The sequence below is a fragment of the Novosphingobium terrae genome, from assembly GCF_017163935.1.
Taxonomy (GTDB): domain Bacteria; phylum Pseudomonadota; class Alphaproteobacteria; order Sphingomonadales; family Sphingomonadaceae; genus Novosphingobium; species Novosphingobium terrae.
The window spans coordinates 1,977,856-1,994,808 of the sequence record NZ_JABVZR010000002.1; the positions used below are offsets into that span (position 1 = coordinate 1,977,856).

The 16,953-nt window shown below is 65.5% G+C and carries 13 protein-coding genes and 1 riboswitch; of the genes, 9 read left to right on the top strand and 4 right to left on the bottom strand.

Going from position 1 to position 16,953, the window contains the following annotated elements; translation table 11 throughout:
• Window positions 1-335 precede the first annotated feature (335 nt).
• The 3 genes from HGK27_RS26670 to HGK27_RS26680 all read right to left on the bottom strand — a co-directional run bounded on the left by HGK27_RS26670 (window position 336) and on the right by HGK27_RS26680 (window position 3,685).
• Complete coding sequence (locus HGK27_RS26670) at window positions 336-1,970, bottom strand: inorganic phosphate transporter (RefSeq protein ID WP_206243843.1); 1,635 nt, start codon at window positions 1,968-1,970, stop codon at window positions 336-338.
• Between the two features lie 120 nt (window positions 1,971-2,090).
• Window positions 2,091-2,891, bottom strand: a complete 801-nt coding sequence (locus tag HGK27_RS26675) for an acetoacetate decarboxylase (RefSeq protein ID WP_206245573.1) — start codon at window positions 2,889-2,891, stop codon at window positions 2,091-2,093.
• An 8-nt stretch (window positions 2,892-2,899) separates the two neighbouring features.
• Window positions 2,900-3,685 carry a 3-hydroxybutyrate dehydrogenase gene (locus HGK27_RS26680; protein WP_206243844.1) on the bottom strand — a complete coding sequence of 262 codons (786 nt, stop codon included), beginning with the start codon at window positions 3,683-3,685 and terminating at the stop codon, window positions 2,900-2,902.
• A gap of 208 nt (window positions 3,686-3,893) precedes the next feature.
• Between HGK27_RS26680 and HGK27_RS26685 the strand changes: the two genes are divergently transcribed.
• The 6 genes from HGK27_RS26685 to HGK27_RS26710 are packed head-to-tail and all read left to right on the top strand — an operon-like array spanning window position 3,894 to window position 12,947.
• Window positions 3,894-5,054: a patatin-like phospholipase family protein gene (locus HGK27_RS26685; RefSeq protein ID WP_206243845.1), complete on the top strand. Its 1,161-nt coding sequence runs from the start codon at window positions 3,894-3,896 to the stop codon at window positions 5,052-5,054.
• Window positions 5,041-6,054, top strand: coding sequence for a transporter (locus HGK27_RS26690; protein WP_206243846.1), 1,014 nt, complete (start codon window positions 5,041-5,043; stop codon window positions 6,052-6,054). The genes HGK27_RS26685 and HGK27_RS26690 overlap by 14 nt, the downstream gene beginning before the upstream one ends.
• Before the next feature lie 49 nt (window positions 6,055-6,103).
• Window positions 6,104-7,540, top strand: coding sequence for an efflux transporter outer membrane subunit (locus tag HGK27_RS26695; RefSeq protein WP_206243847.1), 1,437 nt, complete (start codon window positions 6,104-6,106; stop codon window positions 7,538-7,540).
• Window positions 7,537-8,466 (top strand): efflux RND transporter periplasmic adaptor subunit, encoded by a 930-nt coding sequence (locus tag HGK27_RS26700; protein WP_206243848.1) that lies wholly within the window; start codon window positions 7,537-7,539, stop codon window positions 8,464-8,466. The genes HGK27_RS26695 and HGK27_RS26700 overlap by 4 nt, the downstream gene beginning before the upstream one ends.
• A complete protein-coding gene (locus HGK27_RS26705; protein ID WP_206243849.1) occupies window positions 8,463-11,705 on the top strand; it encodes an efflux RND transporter permease subunit in 3,243 nt (1,080 codons plus the stop codon). Before HGK27_RS26700 ends, HGK27_RS26705 begins: the two co-directional genes overlap by 4 nt.
• Before the next feature lie 21 nt (window positions 11,706-11,726).
• Window positions 11,727-12,947, top strand: coding sequence for a PepSY-associated TM helix domain-containing protein (locus tag HGK27_RS26710; protein WP_206243850.1), 1,221 nt, complete (start codon window positions 11,727-11,729; stop codon window positions 12,945-12,947).
• A gap of 50 nt (window positions 12,948-12,997) precedes the next feature.
• On the opposite strand, the gene HGK27_RS26715 is transcribed toward HGK27_RS26710, so the two are convergent.
• Window positions 12,998-13,594 (bottom strand): TetR/AcrR family transcriptional regulator, encoded by a 597-nt coding sequence (locus HGK27_RS26715; protein ID WP_241127515.1) that lies wholly within the window; start codon window positions 13,592-13,594, stop codon window positions 12,998-13,000.
• A gap of 78 nt (window positions 13,595-13,672) precedes the next feature.
• Here HGK27_RS26715 and HGK27_RS26720 point away from each other — a divergent pair, with 78 nt between their 5' ends.
• The 3 genes from HGK27_RS26720 to HGK27_RS26730 all read left to right on the top strand — a co-directional run bounded on the left by HGK27_RS26720 (window position 13,673) and on the right by HGK27_RS26730 (window position 16,936).
• Window positions 13,673-14,593: an SDR family oxidoreductase gene (locus HGK27_RS26720; RefSeq protein ID WP_206243851.1), complete on the top strand. Its 921-nt coding sequence runs from the start codon at window positions 13,673-13,675 to the stop codon at window positions 14,591-14,593.
• Between the two features lie 31 nt (window positions 14,594-14,624).
• Window positions 14,625-15,740 (top strand): metallophosphoesterase, encoded by a 1,116-nt coding sequence (locus HGK27_RS26725; RefSeq protein WP_206243852.1) that lies wholly within the window; start codon window positions 14,625-14,627, stop codon window positions 15,738-15,740.
• A 138-nt stretch (window positions 15,741-15,878) separates the two neighbouring features.
• Window positions 15,879-15,943: riboswitch (Fluoride riboswitch) on the top strand.
• 132 nt (window positions 15,944-16,075) lie between these two features.
• Window positions 16,076-16,936: a diacylglycerol/lipid kinase family protein gene (locus HGK27_RS26730; protein WP_206243853.1), complete on the top strand. Its 861-nt coding sequence runs from the start codon at window positions 16,076-16,078 to the stop codon at window positions 16,934-16,936.
• Window positions 16,937-16,953: the final 17 nt, after the last annotated feature.

Consider the following 16,953-nt stretch of genomic DNA (forward strand, 5'->3'; position numbering starts at 1 on the left):
TATCGATACAGAAGCGTCTCGTAATTTCATTCGATGACGATTCGATGGCATTTGCGCCCGCTAAAAATGCTGCGCAGCACATAGAGGAGCAGCGGGAGAGCATGGCATGCTTCCCGCTGATGGCGCTGATATGAGGTGCAGGCTTGCGCGCCTTCGGCATACCGCTGGGGAAAGGCGCTAAGGGAGCTGGAGCGGCGGCTTTGACTTGCTCTTGTTGGCCGCTTGGCCTTGGCGGGCCTTTTGGCGACCGGCCTTGATGGCGCTTGATCCAGAATTTGCGCAAAAAAAGGCCGGAGCGTCGGCAGTATGACGCTCCGGCCTTATCTCTTCCTCGCTTAGAAGACCTGACGCAGGATCACATAGAGAATGCCCGCAATCGCCATGGCGGCGGGCAGCGTCGTCACCCATGCCAGCGCGATCGAACGAACGGTGGACCATTGCAGGCCCGAGCCATTTGCTGCCATCGAACCGGCAATGCCGCTCGACAGGATATGCGTGGTGGACACCGGCAGGCCATAGGCCTCGGCAGCCAGAATGGTGCCTGCGGCGACCAGTTCGGCAGAGGCACCCTGCGCATAGGTCAGATGGGTCTTGCCGATTTTCTCGCCCACCGTCACCACGATGCGCTTCCAGCCCACCATCGTGCCAAGGCCCAGCGCGACGGCGACGCAGACCTTCACCCAGGTCGGGATAAAGCGCGTGCCCTTTTCCAGATGGCCCGAATAGGCCTTCAGCTTGGGGGCTTCCTCGGCGGTGAAGCTGGCACTCCCTTTCTGCAGCAGGCGGATGGCATCACCCGTCAGATACATGTCGTTGCGCAGGTTGGGCGTGGCGGCGGCGGGCACATGGGCGATGGCGCCCGAGGTCTTGAGGCTGTGCACGATATCGTCAGACAGCACGGCAAGGCCGGCATAGACCTCGGGCTTGTCGAGCTGCTTGTCGCGCAGGGCGGCGCCCACGGTCTCGCGGGCGATGGTGATGGTGGGCAGGCCCTTGGCGCCTGCATGGGTGATGAAGACGGTGCGCGCATCATTGGCCGACTGGATGAAGGCGGGCGTCGCCGAATCCGGCATGGTGCGGTTGAGTGCATAGGCGGTGGGGGCCGCGCCGATCAGGATCAGCATGATCAGGCCCATGCCCTTCTGACCATCATTGCCGCCATGGGCGAAGGAGACGCCGGTGCAGGTCAGCACCAGCAGGGCGCGGATCCACAGCGGCGGCGGAGCATCGGCGGCGGGCTCCTCATAGAGCTTCTTGGAGCGCACCAGTGCCTTCATCACGAAAAGCAGCGCGGCGGAAAAGACAAAGCCCATCAGCGGGCTGAACAGCAGGGCCTTGAAGACATTGAGCGCCTGCCCCCAATCCACGCCCGAGGTGGCCTGCCCGGCGGGCGCCATCAGCTGGTTGGCCAGACCCACGCCCATGATCGAGCCGATCAGCGCATGGCTGGAGGAGTTGGGGATGCCCATGGCCCAGGTGCCCAGATTCCAGATGATCGCGGCCAGCAGCAGCGCGAAGATCATCGCATACCCCGCGCCCGAGCCCACCTGCAGGATCAGCTCCACCGGCAGCAGGGTGACGATGCCGTAAGCCACCGCGCCCGAAGACACGATCACGCCCAGAAAGTTGAACAGGCCCGACCACACCACCGCCACCAGCGGCGGCAGCGAATTGGTGTAGATCACCGTGGCGACCGCATTGGCCGTGTCATGGAAGCCGTTGACGAATTCGAAGCCCAGCGCGATCAGCAAGGCAAGGCCCAGCAGGGCGAAGACGCCCAGTTCCAGCGTTTCATGCACGCTGTTGATGTCGTCGAGCAGGCCCTTGATGCCATAGCCGATCCCCATCGCCAGCAGGGCGAAGAAGATGATCGTGCCGAGCGGGCTGGCTTTCTTGTCGAGCTTGGGGCCCTTCTGGCCGGAAGGCTCGCCGGGATCGGCAGCGTTTGGATCTGCATAGACGGTTGCCATGGGAAACTCCGCAAGGGGGCGCATCCCGGAACGGATGCCTCCGGGATTGGATGACAGGCGAATGCAGGACTGGAGGCGGTGTGGCGGCTCCAGCCCTGCAGAGCGGTGGTTCATGCGGCCTTATTCGGCCAGATCGGGCACCATCGGCTCTTCGTCGAGCGTGGCGCCCGGCATGGAGGCCAGCTTGTAATCATGCACCACGCGGCCATAGGGCAGCGTCAGATCGGCGATGATATGGGTGGCGCCGATGATGCGGCGCACCGGCAGATCGGCCACCGGCGCATTGACATGGGGCACCAGATGCAGTCGGGCCGGGCCGCTCCACGCGCCCTTCACCGTGATGTCGGTGAGGTTGAGCGCGACCAGCTGGCAGATCTCCGGATTGCCGTCGACGCCGGGCACGACTTTCAGATTGAGCTGCGTGCGCGAAAGCGAGGCAAAGGCCAGATCCATGCTGTCACGCGCGCAATCATGCTTGTAGCCCATGGTGCCCATGGCCACCTGTTGCCCGGCATATTCCAGCGTGCCGGTCAGCGTGTCCTTCACCACCTCCATTTTGGGGTGGGCGTATTTCTTGGGGAAGCCCCAGATTTCGCGCCCGGCGGCGATGGGAGCTTCATCGTCCAGATACATCTGGGCGACGAAGCTGATGTCCTCGCCATCGAAGCGCCCGGGGATCACCACGCCGCTTTCGGTATAGGCGCCGAACCCTGAGGAATCGGGCATCTTGATCCATTCATAGACCACGATGTTGCCCGGATTGGGCTCGATCGGCTCGGGCAACTGGGCACGCAGCGCGTCGGGATCGGTTTCATAGGCGATGGTGAAATATTCACGGTCGACAAAGCGATAGGGCCCGGCGGGAAAGCTGGGCGAGGCAATCGGGGTCGAGCGCAGATTGAGGATATCGGCAGCTTTCATCATTGCACCTATTCGGCTGTCCAGCCCCCGTCGATGGGCAGGATGGTTCCAGTGATCGACTTCGCGCCCTCGCTGCTGAGGAACAGCGCGAGATCGGCGACCTCTTCGACGGTGACGAATTGCTTGGTGGGCTGGGCATGGAGCAGCACGTCATTGATGACCTGCTCACGCGTCAGATGGCGCGCTTCCATGGTTTCGGGGATCTGCTTTTCCACCAGCGGCGTCCAGACATAGCCGGGGCAGATGGCGATGCAGGTGATGCCAAACGTGGCGGTTTCCAGCGCCACCGTCTTGGTCAGGCCGGCAATGCCATGCTTTGCGGTGACATAGGCGGATTTGAAGGGTGAGGCGACCAGCGCATGGGCCGAAGCCGTGTTGATGATCCGGCCCCATTTGCGCGCCTTCATCCCCGGCAGGGCGGCGCGGATGGCGTGGAAGGCCGAACTCATGTTGATGGCGATGATCTGGTCCCACTTCTCGACCGGGAAGTCTTCCACCGGCGAGACGAACTGGATGCCCGCATTGTTGACCAGAATGTCCACGCTGCCGAAGGTGCTTTCAGCGTCAGCGATCATCTTGGCGATCTGGTCGCCCTTGGACATGTCGGCAGGGGAATAGACCGCCTCGACGCCGAATTGCGTTTCGATGTCAGCGCGTTCCTTTTCGATGGCGTCAGCATCGCCGAAGCCGTTGATGACGATATGCGCTCCCGCGCCGGCATAGGCCTTCGCAATGGCCAGCCCGATCCCGCTGGTGGAGCCTGTAACAACAGCAACCTTACCTTGAAGAGACATGTCTTTTCCGATCCGTGAGGTGACTCGAAGAAATTCTGTCCAAGTACCGGTTAGTTGCGCAGAATGACTCTGCGATGACATTTATGTGATGAACTTGAGCGCAGGGCGTCACGCATGCGTCATCTTGGCGATCTATCGAAAGGCAACTTGGCTTGTCCTTTCGGCGGAAGGGGCTGAAGCGGTGTAAATTCTTTTAAAGGGGCTGACGATGCATAAGCCGACAAGCACGCTGCACGCCGAGGCGCGCGGCTGGAAGCCCGAGCGTTGTGACCGCGTCGCGCTGGTGCTGCAGGGCGGCGGTGCGCTGGGCGCCTATCAGGCTGGCGTGTTCGAGGCGCTGCATGAGGTCGGTGTGGAGCCGGACTGGATTTCGGGCGTCTCCATTGGCGCGATCAACTCGGCCCTGATCGCGGGCAATCCGCCCGAGCGCCGGGTGGAAGCGCTGCGCAAGTTCTGGGACCGCATCACCGAACGCAAGGTCTGGCATTACACGCCCGATGGCGATGTGTTCCGCCAGATGCGCAACATGGCCAGCTCATGGGCCACGATCATGCTGGGGCAGCCCGGCTTTTTCGAAATGCGCCCGCAAAGCCCTTGGTTCAGCATGCCCGGCGCCGAAAGCGCCACCAGCTATTACGACACCTCACCCTTGCGCGAGACGCTGGTTGAGCTGGTCGATTTCGATCTGCTCAATGATCCCAGGCGGCGCTTTTCGGTGGGCGCGGTCAATATGCTCACCGGCAATTTCGTCTATTTCGACAGCAAGACCACCCGCATCGAGCCCGAGCATGTGATGGCCAGCGGCGCCCTGCCGCCGGGCTTCCCCGCCGTGCGCATCGGCACCGATTACTATTGGGATGGCGGTCTGGTCTCCAACACGCCGCTTCAGCATCTGCTGGCGCAGGATGACGGGCAGAACTCGCTGGTGTTTCAGGTCGATCTGTTCAGCGCGCGGGGCAGCCTGCCGCGCACCATTCAGGATGTGGCGGCGCGCCAGAAGGACATCCTCTATTCCTCGCGCACCCGCAACACCACCGACATGTATCAGCGGCTGATGCGCTGGAAAAAGCGCGCCTATGAAGCCCTGCAGCGCATCCCCGAGGACCAGCTCACCGCCGAGGACCGCGCGATGATCGCCAAGCTGGCCGACCAGCCCGAGGCGACCATCCTCCAGCTGATCTATCAGCAGAAATCCTATGAGGGCGACCAGAAGGACTATGAGTTCTCCGGCACCTCGATGAAGGAACACTGGATGAGCGGCTATGAGGACACGCGCCGCACCCTGCTGCGCAAGGACTGGCTGCAGATGCCGCCGCCGGGCGTGGGCCTTGTGACTCATGACGTGCATCGCGACTATGACAACATCTGACGCCGTGCTGGAGGCGCCCGAGGCGCCGCCTCAACCCGCCCTTGTCTGCGGCTACAGCGTGGACAGCATGGGCCAGATGGCGGTCATCGCCGACCATGCCATCGACGATGCGCTGGCCGCCGAGGACACGCTGGTCTGGCTGCATTTCGACCAGTCGGATGCTGCCGCACGCGCCTGGATTCAGGCCTGCCCGCGCCTGCCCGAAGGCGCCAAGGACATTCTGCTGGGTTCGGACGCGCATATGCGGATCGAGACGGCGGGCGAGGGGCTGGTCGGCGTGGTGGGCGATCTGCATCATGAATTCGCCGAGCGTTCCGATCACCTCGATGTGCTGCGCCTCTATCTCGACAACCGCTGCCTGATCAGCGCCCGCCGCTCGCCCGAGACGGCGGTGGACAAGCTGCGTCGCTCGCTGGGCGAGGGGCTGCGGGTGGAACGTCCGCTCACGCTGGTGACGCAATTCCTGCATCACGTCACCGACACGCTGGGCGATCTGATGCTCGATCTCTCCGACCGGTTGCAGGCGTTGGAGGACCGCATGCTTGATGGCGGGGCGGACCGCGCCAGCGAGGAGCTGGGCCGCGTGCGCCGCATTGCCGCGCGGTTGCGGCGGCATATGGTGCCCCAGCAGCATGCGTTGCTCGGGCTGATTTCGCGCCTGCCTGAATGGGTGCAGGGGCCAGACGCCAAGCGCCTGCAAAACGCCATCGAGCGGCTGGGGGCGTTGGGCCATGACCTCGATCTGGTGCAGGAGCGCTGCCGCCTGCTTCAGGATCAGGCCTCGGCCAAGCTGATGGAATCGACCAACCGCAACCTTTACCTGCTCTCCATCGTCACGGCGCTGGCGCTGCCGCCCACCTTGCTCAGCGGCATTTTCGGGATGAATCTGGGCGGTTTGCCGGGGCAGCAGAACCCCTTCGGCTTCTGGTACGGCATCGGCTTTATGGTGATCACGGTGATGGCCACGGTGCTGGTGCTGCGCAAGCTGCGCATCCTTTAGAACGCCGCCGGAGATGGGGAGCGTTTTTTCGCGCAGACGCGCTTGGGGGATGGGGGCAGCGGCCTCGGCTTTGCTGCTGGGCGGCTGCACGGTGGGTCCGAATTTCCATAGGCCCGCGCCGCCCGTTGCCGAGGGCTATGGGCCAGCGGATCTGCCGCAACAGCTTGCCGCGGGGGGCCAGTCCTTCGAGATCGGTGGCATGGTGGACAGGCAATGGTGGCACCTGTTCGGCTCGCCCCAACTCGATGCGCTGGAGCAGGAGGCGCTCACCCGCAATGCCGATCTGGCCGTGGCCAAGGCCGCGCTGGATCAGGCACGCGAGGTCTGGCTGTCCGGGCGGGCCTCGCGCTATCCCACGGTGCAGGTGGCGGCGGGGGCCTCGCGCTCCAAGGATTCCTACACCTTGGCCTCGCCGCTCAGTTCGAATGATCAGAGCTATTCGCTCTATGCCGGGCAGTTCAACATTTCTTACGTGCTGGATGTGTTCGGCGGGCGGCGGCGCCAGATCGAGGCGCTGGGCGCTCAGGCCGAGGCGCAGCGTTACCAGCTTCAGGCGACATATCTGGCGCTGACCTCCAATGTGGCGGGCGCGGTGTTGCAGATCGCCAGCCTGAATTCCCAACTGAGCGCGGCTCAGGCCAATGTCACCACGCTGCGCCACGCGCTGGAAACCACCCGCCAGATGCAAAAGCTGGGCGAGCTTTCCACCAATGAGGTGGCGGCGGCAGAGAATGCTCTGGAAAGCGCGGAACAGAGCCTCCCGCCGCTGCGCAAGCAATTGGCCCAGATGAAGGATCTGCTGGCGGTCTATGTCGGGCGGGAAAGCGCCGACCAGCCTGCGCTGGACCTTTCGCTCGCCGATCTGCGCCTGCCGCCGCGCCTGCCGGTGACTGTGCCCGGGCAACTGGTCGGCCATCGGCCTGATGTGATGATGGCGCAGGCCAATCTGCATGTCGCCTCGGCGCAGGTCGGGGTGGCGACGGCGGCGCGGCTGCCCAGCTTCAACCTCACCGCATCGCTTGGGGGGATCAGCACGGTGGTCGGCACGCTGTTCTCCAGTGACAATGCCTTCTGGTCGGTGGGCGGGGCGGTGGGCGAGACCGTCTTCGATGCAGGGGGGCTGCGCCATCAGCAAAAGGCGGCGCAGGCGGCGTTGAGACAGGCACAGGCGCAATATCGCGGCGTGGTGCTGCTGGCGCTGCAGAACACGGCGGATGTGCTTCAGGCCATCGTTCAGGATGCCGATGCGCTGGACCATGCCAGCAAAGCCGCTCAGGCTGCCGAGCGATCCTCGCGTCTGGCGCAGACAAGTCTGGCCCATGGCGAGGTCGGCGCCTTGCCCGCGCTGGCCGCGCAATCGGCCGCCAGCCAGGCACAACTGGCGCTCATCCAGGCCGACAGCGCGCGCTATGTCGATACGATTGCCCTGTTTCAGGCGCTGGGGGGCGGCTGGGACGGACACACCGGGGAGGGATCAAACCCATGAAACGCAGGATCGCCCTCGCTCTGGCGATGGGCCTTGCCGCCACGCAGCCGCTGCCCGCCGCGACCATCCGCCTGCGGCCAGAGGTGCAGCAGCATCTGGGCCTTGCCACCCAGCGCCTTGCGGCCACCCGCCGTGCCGGGGAGATCGACGCTTTCGCCAAGGTGCTTGATCCCGGTCCGCTGGCCCAGCTCGTCTCCGATCTGCGCACGGCGGAGGCCGCCAGCATGGCCTCCCATGCCGAAGCCCTGCGCGCCAATGCGCTGCATGCGGCAGGCGGCGGCGTTTCGACCAAGGACAGCCAGACCGCCACCGCTCTGGCGCGCGCCGATACGCTGAAACTGGCCTTTTTGCGCCAGCGGCTCGGGCTGGAATGGGGCCCCGGCATTGCCCATATGAGCGATGCCCAGCGCGATAGGCTGGTGATGGCGCTGGCCCATGGCGCGGCGGCGCTGGTCCATGTCGACACGCATAACAATGACGGGCAGGCGGGCGCGCGCAGCGTCAAGATCGATATCGGCGCAGCTTCCGTGCGCGGGGTTGTGATCGGCCCGGCGCGTGTGGCGGAACCGCGCCTGCAATCCTCCGGCCTGATCGTGGAGGTCACCGGCCCTTCGGCGATCCTGCTTTCGGTGGGGCTGACGCAAAGTGCGCATATCGAAAGTGCCAGCCTGCAAAACGGGGTGATCCTGCCGCGCGATGCGCTGATCCGCTTTCGCGGCGCGGCCTGGGCCTATGTGCGCAGCAGCGGCGGTTTCGAGCGGCGGCTGGTGCCCAATCCGGTGCCCGAGGAGAAAGGCTTTTTCGTCGCCAGCGGCTTTGCGCCCGGCGATGAGGTGGTGGTGCGCGGCGTCGCCGGGCTCTTCGCCGCCGAGCAAAGCGCGAACGGAAATCTGCAAGGATCGGGCGGAGGCGCACGCCAGCCATGATGGAGCGCATCATCCGCTGGTCTCTGGCGCGGCCGGTGCTGGTCAGCTGGGCCTGTCTGTGGTTCGTGGCTCTGGGCTTGTTCTATGTGCGCGATATCCATCTGGATCTGACGCCCAACATCGCCCCGGCCCTCACCACGATCCAGACCGAGGCGCCGGGGCTGACGGCCAGTCAGGTGGAGGAACTGATCACGCGCCCCATCGAAAGCGCGCTCATCGGCACGGCGGGGGTGGGGCAGGTGCGCTCGCAGTCGCTGCAGGGCCTTTCGATGATCACCATCCGTTTTGCCGAGGGCGCCGATCCCAACCGCGTGCGCCAGACGCTGAGCGAAAGGCTGGCCGCGCTCGATCGCAGCATGCCCGCCAATGCTGCCGATCCGCATATGATGCCGCTGACGGCGCAGGATGCGCAGGTCATCCAGATCGGCTTTACCGGCGTGAAGGGCGATGCCATGGCGCTGCGCGATCTGGTGGAATGGACGGTGCGCCCGCGTCTGCAGACGGTGGCCGGTGTGGCGCAGGTCTCGGTGCTGGGCGGGCGGACGCGGCGCATCGATGTGCGGGCGCGCCCGGCTGACCTTTCCGACAGCGATCTGGGCTTTCTGGACATTCTCAACGCCGTGCGCCGCTCGACCAGCGTGGCGGGCGCGGGCTTCATCGATACGCCCAGCCAGCGCGTCTCCATCGCGCCCCATGGTCAGGCGCTGACGGCTGACGATATCGCCGCCGGGCAGATTCAGGTGCCGGGCAGCGCGCCGGTGCGCATCGGCGATGTCTCCGATGTGGTGGAGGCGCCCGCACCCGCTTTCGGCGATGCCATGATCGGCGGGCAGCCGGGCGTGATCCTGACCGTCAACCGGCAATATGGCGCCAATCTGGTTGAGACCACCCATGCCGTGGAAGAGGCTCTGGCCGAGCTGAAACCGGCGCTGGAGGCGCAGGGCGCGCGCTTTCAGACGCTGGACCGGCCCGCCGGTTTCGCGGTGCTGGCGCTGCATGATCTGGGGCGCGATCTGGCCATCGGCACGGTGCTGATCGTGGTGGTGCTGGCGCTGTTCCTGCGTGAGCCGCGCGCGGTTCTGGCCGCGCTGGGCAGCATTCCGCTGCCGTTGATCGCGGCGGTCATGGTGCTGAAAGCCTGTGGCGGCAGTCTGAACGCCATGAGCCTTGGCGGGCTGATCCTGAGCCTCGGGCTGGTCTTCGACGATGTGATCATCGGGGTCGACAATGTGTCGGAGCGGCTGCGCGATGCCGGGCATCACGAGGTGGAGGGCAGGGACCGCGATATCATTCTGGCCGCCACGCTGGAGGTGCGCGATCCCGTCACCTATGCGATTTTCGCGATCATCGTGGCGCTGGCCCCGGTGCTGGCGCTGCACGGGCTGCAAGGCGCGCTGCTGACGCCGATGGCCATTGTGGTGATCGCGGCCTCGCTGGCCTCCTTCGTGGTGGCCACGGTGGTGACGCCCGCGCTCTGCATGCTGTTTCATACGCATCAGGCGCCCTTGCCCGATCCTGCGGCGCTCACGCGCTTCAAGAATGCTCATGGGCGGATGCTGGGTCGGGTCTGCGCGCGGCCCGTGGCGCTGCTGGGCGTGGCGGGCGTGCTGGTCGTGCTGACCTTTGCCGCTCTGGCCTTTGACCGGTCCGAACTGCTGCCCTCTTTGCATGACGATCATCTGGTGGCCGAAATCAAGGGCCCGCCCGCCACCGCTCTGGCCACGATGAATGAGATCGGGCTGCGGGAGAGCGCCGATTTTCAGCATATCGCCGGGGTCCGCACGGTCAGCGAGACCATCGGGCGCGATGCGACCGGCACCACCGGCTGGGGGCCTGAACATGCGGTCTTCGATCTTGATCTCGCCTCCGATCTGGGCACCCCCGCGCAGGAGGCGATCGCCCGCAAGGTGCGCGATCTGTTGCGGCTCAATCCGGGTTTTGCGGCCAGCGTTTCCTCGCGCTTCGATGCGGTGGAGGCTGGCAGCGCCGCCGCCGCGCCGCTGGAGATCAGCCTGTACGGTCAGGATCTGGATGCGCTGGACCGGGCGGCGGGACAGATCGCCGGTGCCTTGAAACCCATGCCCGGCGCTGGCGATGTGCAGGTGGAAAACACGCTGCAGGCCCCCGCGATCCGGGTCGATCTGAACTTCCCCCGGTTGGCCCTTTACGGGCTTTCGGCCTCGGATGTGATGGAGACGGTGCAGGCGGCCTTTGCCGGGCAGCGCGTCTCGCAGATTTTCGACCATGGGCGGGTGATCGATGTCGCGGTCAGCGCTCAGGACCGGTTGCGGCGCGACCCGGAGGGCATCGGTGAGCTGCTGCTGCGTTCCACCTCGGGCATTTCCGTGCCGCTCAAGAGCGTGGCCAATGTCTATCTCACCGACGACCGCACGGTGATCGCGCATGATGGCGGGCTGAGGCGGCAAGTGATCGCGCTTCACCCGCGCGATCCGATCGCGTTTGAGGCTCAGGCGCGGCAGACCATCGCGGCCCATGTGGCACTGCCGAAAGGCGCTTTCCTGGAGTTTGGCGGCACTGCGCGAGCCGTGCGCGAGGCAAGGCGCGATCTGCTGATCAGCTATGCGCTGGCGGCCTTTGCCGTCATCGGCCTGCTGTCGGTGGCCTTCGACGGGCGCACGGCGGCGATCATCCTTGCGGCCAGCGCGCTCTCCTTCGCCGGGGCGGCGGCCTCGGTTGCGCTGTTTCTGGGCGGAGTGCTGTCCGTGGGGGCGATCATCGGCTTTGTCAGCCTGTTCGGCCTCTCGATGCGCGGCGCCATTCTGCTGTGCGACCGGCTGGAACATCTGGTGCTGGACGAGCAGGCCGAATTTACCCCTTCCACCGTGATCCGCGCCACCCGTCTGCGCCTGACGCCGATCCTGATGACGGCGCTGCTGGCCGCTTTGGCGCTGATGCCGCTGGGTTTCGACGCCGGCCGCCCGGGTTGCGAGATTCTGGGGCCGATGGCTCTGGTGGTGCTGGGCGGGCTGGTTACGGGCACGCTGGCCAATCTGCTGGTGCTGCCCGTGATGATCCAGAGCTTCTGGCGACCGTCCTTCGCGCGCCGCGCCCGCCCGGCAGGGGCCGGGCGCTCAAGGACGCGGAAGGAAGGCCCTTGTCACCGGCGGCGCCTGCGCCCGATTGATGGAATGGATAAGTCAGCTCCCGGACTATCAAATTCTCCCGGGCCCGCAGGTGGCTATAAGTCCGCAGGACAAGCGCCGGGGCCTGTGACCTGACGGCGCGCCTCGGGAGAGTTCATGCTACGCTGGCACCGGCTGATCGCCACCATCCTCCTGCCCTTGCTCATCTATGTCATCGCCACCGGCCTTGGCATCGAAGCCTGGGACGTGCAGGCGCTGGTCCGCCATGCCCCGCCCAGCGATATGAACCTGCAATTGCAGCGCCAGCATATCAACGGCACGCCCAATTATGTGGTGGTCTCGGTGCCCGACTATGTCGCACCTGCCTTGCCTGCCGACACCGATTATGCCGGGCAGATCGAGCGGGCGGCGGCGCTGGGGCGTGCCGCTCTGCCGGGCGAACCGCTGAAGCTGGTGGAACTGCGCGGCATGAACGGCAGGCTGGCCGGCCATGTGGCGATGGGTGACCACCAACTGATCTTCGACTTGGCGAGCGGGGCACGCCTGCCGTCCTCGGCCCTGCCGCCGCCCCAACCGGTTGGCGAGACCGGCGCCGAGCGCGCCACCTTCAAATATTTCCACGCGTTCCGTTTCCTGCCCTTCCAGTTTGCGGCGATCAGCGGGCTTGCCGGCATGGCTCTGGCAGGGTTGGTGCTGACCGGGCTGCTGCAATATGTTCGCCTTTACGCGGCCCGTCGGCGGATGAAGCGCAATCAGCCTTTCTGGAGCGTGGGGCGCCAGTGGCGGGATCTGCACCGCTGGGTGGCCATTGTTGCCGCCCTGCCGCTGGCATGGCTGGCGGTGACGGGCTTTGCCCTGTCGGTCGACAATGTGGCGATTGCGGTGAGGATGATGGCCAGTTCTCCTCCCGCGCCCGCAGCGAATGCGCCCGGGCACATGCCGCCGCCACCTCCGGCTTTCTTCGGCGATTTCAGCAAGCCGATGCGTGATGCGGAGCTGCCGGCCATGACCGATGCCACGCTTGCCGCCTTCCATGCGCAATATCCCGGCATGGGCATCCGTGTGCTGCGGCTGCGTTACTTTGCCGGCTATGCTCAGGGCGTGATCATCGCCGCCGATGAGGCCACCAGCCAGCTGGTGTTCAACACAAGGACCGGCGCGCGTATGTCGATGACTGAGCCCGGCTATCCCGATGTCGGCTTCCCGACCGGTTGGGAGGGGCATCAATATCTCAAGAAGCTCCACCGGGGCGATGCCTTCGGCCTGACCGGGCGCTGGCTGGATCTGGCCGGAGGTTTGGGCGGGCTGTTCCTGACGATCTCCGGCGCGGTGATGGTGATCGAACGATCGCGTCAGCGCCGCAAAACCCGCCGGTGATCATGCGGGCGGCAGCCAGTTGGGCGACAATCGGCGCCTGACCCGGAAGGTCAGCCCACCACGCGCCGCAAGGCGGCAAAAGCGGCCCGGCCGAACACATCCGGCCCGGTGTCATCGCTGGCCAGCCATGCGTCTGTCGCCAGCTTGAGGATGCCGATCGCGGTGGCGGCTGTCACGCGGCAGGCGATGTCGGGTTCGGGCAGGCCCTTGCGGTCGGCCAGTGCCTTGGCCAGCACGCGTTCCACCTTCTCATACTTCGCCTGATCCCCGGCGCTGAGCGCGGGTGTGGTGTGGATGAGCCGCGCAAAATCGCGCGCCTGCGCCCATTGATAGCGCGCCGCCATGTCGAACAGGGCGTTTTCCACCATATCCAGCAGGGGTTCATCGGCAGGCCGTCGCCCGATGGCCTCTTCGATCAGCGCGGGGAAATCGGCCTTGGTCGAGAAGACGATCTCTTCCTTGGAGGCGAAATAATGGAACAGGCTGCGGCGTGAGACGTCTGCTGCCTGGGCGATCTCGTCCAGCGTCGTGGCTTCGAAGCCGCGTTCCAGGAACAGGCGCATGGCTTCGGTCTGGATGCGGGCATGGGTTTCGGCGCGCTTGCGCCCGCGCAGGCCGGTGGGGATCGAGGTTTTGTTTTCTTGCACTGCTTGTAAATATACACTGAGTGCATAATATTGCAATCAGTGCCCCTTGGCGATGGATCAAGGCAAAGGATAGCAAATATGGCGAGCTGGACCATCCATGATATCCCCGACCAGTCCGGCAGGCTGGCGATGGTGACCGGCGCGACTGGCGGACTGGGGCTGGAAACAGCGCTGGCGCTGGCCGGTGCGGGCGCCGAGGTGATCCTTGCCGCGCGCAATCCGGACAAGGGTCGCGCCGCTGAAACGCTGATCCGTCAGCGCCATCCCGGCGCTCGGGTCCGTTTCGAGATTCTCGATCTGGCCAGCCTTGCCTCGGTCGAGGCTTTCGCCGGGCAGCATGTGGCGACTGGGCGCCCCATCGACATTCTGGTCAACAATGCCGGTGTGATGGCGCCGCCGCGTCGCCGTGTTACGCCCGACGGGTTCGAGCTGCAGCTGGGCACCAATTATCTTGCGCATTTCGCGCTGACAGGGCGCCTGTTGCCTTTGCTCAGTGCCGGGCAGGCGCGGGTGGTGCAGCTTTCCAGCATTGCGCATCGCCGGGCGAAAATCCGGCTCGACGATCTCAACGCCGAGCGCGGCTATCAGGCTTTTCCGGTCTACGGACAGTCCAAGCTGGCCATGCTGATGTTCGCGCTGGAGCTGGACCGGCGCAGCAAGGCGCAGGGCTGGGGCCTGACCAGCGTGGCGGCACACCCCGGCATCGCCAGCACCGATCTGATCGCCAATGGAACCGGGGAGGGCGGGCGCCTGCTGACGGCGGTCAGCAATCTGGCGGTCAAGCTGGTCGGGCATTCGGCGGCGCAGGGCGCGTTGCCACAGCTGATGGCGGCCACCATACCGGGTGTCAAAGGCGGCGCCTATTTTGGCCCGCAAGGCTGGCAGGAGTTCAAGGGGCTGCCCGGGCGGGGCAAGATCAGGCCGCAGGCGCTGGATACCGCTGTCGCCGCGCAACTGTGGAGCGCATCGCAAGCCATGACGGGCGTGACGTTCGGCTAGAGGCCGGGCGCAGGAGGATGAGTTTCGCGTGATGATGACCATGATTTTTGCCCTGCCCTGGCTTTATGTCGTGATGCGCAGCCTGATGCCGCTGCCCTGGCCGCTGGGCCTCAGGATTGCGGTGGCGCTGGTTCTGCTGATCGCCTCGCGGTTTCATGATCTGAGCCGTCTTTCATCCGGTTCCCGCTTCAATCCCGAGTTTCCGCGGGTTGTGGTGATGCTGTTCAACTGGCTCTTCGGCGGGCTTGTCCTGCTGATGGTGTTCCAGATCGCGCTCGATCTGGCGGCGCTGATCGCCATGCTGGCCGGGATCGGTGGCGGGTCGCTCTGGATCACGGCGCGCTATGCGATCGGGATGGCGGCTTTCGGGTTGGCAGCAGTTGGCGTCTGGCAAGCCGCGCGTGTGCCGCGCCTGCGGGAGGTGACGGTGGCCATCCCCGACCTGCCCGACGCCTTTGAGGGTTACCGGCTGGTGCAGCTCACCGATCTGCACATCAGCCGCCTGTTTCCCGCCAGCTGGACCCGCGCCGTGGTCGCGGCCACCAACCGTCTGGGTGCCGAGCTGATCGTGGTGACGGGCGATGTGATCGACGGGAGCGTTGCCAGCAGGCATGCCGGAGTCGCGCCGCTGCGCGATCTCTCCGCGCGCGATGGCGTGTGGCTGAGCCCGGGGAACCACGAATATCTTTCCGGCTATGACGCGTGGATGGCGCATTTCGCCTCGCTCGGCATGGGCCTTCTGGCCAACGCCCATACGGTGATCGTGCGCGGAGAGCGGCAGCTGGTGCTGGCCGGGCTCACCGATCGATCGGCACGCATGGCAGACCGGCCGCTGCCGGATCTGGGCAAGGCGCTGGCCGGGGCGCCAGCAGATGCGCCGGTCATTCTGCTCGATCACGAGCCGGGGCGGGCGCGGCAGGCGGCGGCCAGCGGTGTTGCGCTCCAGCTGTCAGGTCATACGCATGGCGGCATGATTCTGGGGCTCGACCGGCTGGTTGCGCGGGCCAATGGCGGCTTCGTGTCGGGTGCTTATGCCGTGGATGGCATGACCCTCTACGTCAACAATGGAACAGGCATCTGGCCGGGCTTTGCCCTGAGGCTGGGCAAAAGCTCGGAACTCACGCGCATCACCTTGCGGCGGGGGTGAGGGCATGCGCCAGCATCGGCGCGCCTTGCAGGAGCAATCGGCCTGCTGCGTGCCTTCGGGATCGAGGCGATCAGCGCTCAGTCTTCGCCCTTGCCAGCCAAATGGGATCGCGATAAACGCCGCTCCAACCTCCTATTGGGGGGATCAGGGGATGGCGCTCCCCTTTAACTGACCGCCTTTTGGCTGATGACTCCTGCCGAGCGCCCCGTTGGCGTCGGCAGGGACCCTGCCCGCTCGGCGTCACCCGGAATGGTGAGGATCGAGGGGCCGGCCAAGCTGGTGAGCCAATTTGATGACGTATGACGGATCACCGCTGAGATCCGATGGACCAGATTATGAGTATCCATAAAACCGTCCAGCTTTTCTACAATCCGCAGGCCGGAAGCTACAGCGACGCGACCATCACCCGCCTGCTGCAGGCCTTTCGCGAGGCTGGCGCCCGTGTCCATCTCACGCCGAGCGTGGATACGCCCCCGGTCATCGATCCGGCTGCGACCCATATCTGCATCGCCGGGGGCGACGGCACGGTGCGGCATGTCGCGGAAGCTGTGGTGCGCGCCAACCGGCAGATTCCGGTCGCCATCTATCCGGCCGGGACGGCCAATCTGCTGGCGCGGGAAGGCAAGCTTGGCCGGCGCCCGGCGCGCCTTGCGCAGGCGCTGGTCGATGGCCCGACACGCCGGCACAGTCCGGTCCAGGCGGGTGACAATCTGTTTTTCGCCTGCGCCAGCGTGGGGCCGGACAGTCTGGCGGTTGCCGCTGTGGCATCGTCCCTGCTCAAGCAGCAGATCGGGCGGTTTGCCTATGTCGCCGCCATCGCGCGCCTTCTGCGCAAGTGGCCAAGGCACCGCATCACCCTTCGCGCCAATGGTCGCTCATGGGATTGTGAGGCGGTCTATATTGCGAAGGGGCGGTACTATGCCGGTCCCTGGAGCTTTGCGCCTCAGGCCAAGGGCGATGATGGCAAGCTGCATGTCGTTGCGCTCCGGCGGGCGAGTCGGCGCGAATTCCTCCGCTTTTATTGGCGCATGCTGGGCGGCGCGGATGTGGTGCGCGACAAGAACGTGATTGCTTTCTCCTGCACGCAGCTGTCGCTGCAATCGGACGATCCGTTGCCCGTGCAGGCCGATGGGGATGTGGTGGCGTCTTGCCCCATCGATGTCTCGATCCATGAGACTCCGGTCCATATCTGCTGAAGGGGCTTTGGCGAGCC

Coding starts and splice junctions, on each gene's coding strand:
- HGK27_RS26670 (WP_206243843.1), bottom strand. CDS start 1,970: ATGGCAACCGTCTATGCAGATCCAAACGCTGCCGATCCCGGCGAGCCT.
- HGK27_RS26675 (WP_206245573.1), bottom strand. CDS start 2,891: ATGAAAGCTGCCGATATCCTCAATCTGCGCTCGACCCCGATTGCCTCG.
- HGK27_RS26680 (WP_206243844.1), bottom strand. CDS start 3,685: ATGTCTCTTCAAGGTAAGGTTGCTGTTGTTACAGGCTCCACCAGCGGG.
- HGK27_RS26685 (WP_206243845.1), top strand. CDS start 3,894: ATGCATAAGCCGACAAGCACGCTGCACGCCGAGGCGCGCGGCTGGAAG.
- HGK27_RS26690 (WP_206243846.1), top strand. CDS start 5,041: ATGACAACATCTGACGCCGTGCTGGAGGCGCCCGAGGCGCCGCCTCAA.
- HGK27_RS26695 (WP_206243847.1), top strand. CDS start 6,104: ATGGGGGCAGCGGCCTCGGCTTTGCTGCTGGGCGGCTGCACGGTGGGT.
- HGK27_RS26700 (WP_206243848.1), top strand. CDS start 7,537: ATGAAACGCAGGATCGCCCTCGCTCTGGCGATGGGCCTTGCCGCCACG.
- HGK27_RS26705 (WP_206243849.1), top strand. CDS start 8,463: ATGATGGAGCGCATCATCCGCTGGTCTCTGGCGCGGCCGGTGCTGGTC.
- HGK27_RS26710 (WP_206243850.1), top strand. CDS start 11,727: ATGCTACGCTGGCACCGGCTGATCGCCACCATCCTCCTGCCCTTGCTC.
- HGK27_RS26720 (WP_206243851.1), top strand. CDS start 13,673: ATGGCGAGCTGGACCATCCATGATATCCCCGACCAGTCCGGCAGGCTG.
- HGK27_RS26725 (WP_206243852.1), top strand. CDS start 14,625: ATGATGACCATGATTTTTGCCCTGCCCTGGCTTTATGTCGTGATGCGC.
- HGK27_RS26730 (WP_206243853.1), top strand. CDS start 16,076: ATGAGTATCCATAAAACCGTCCAGCTTTTCTACAATCCGCAGGCCGGA.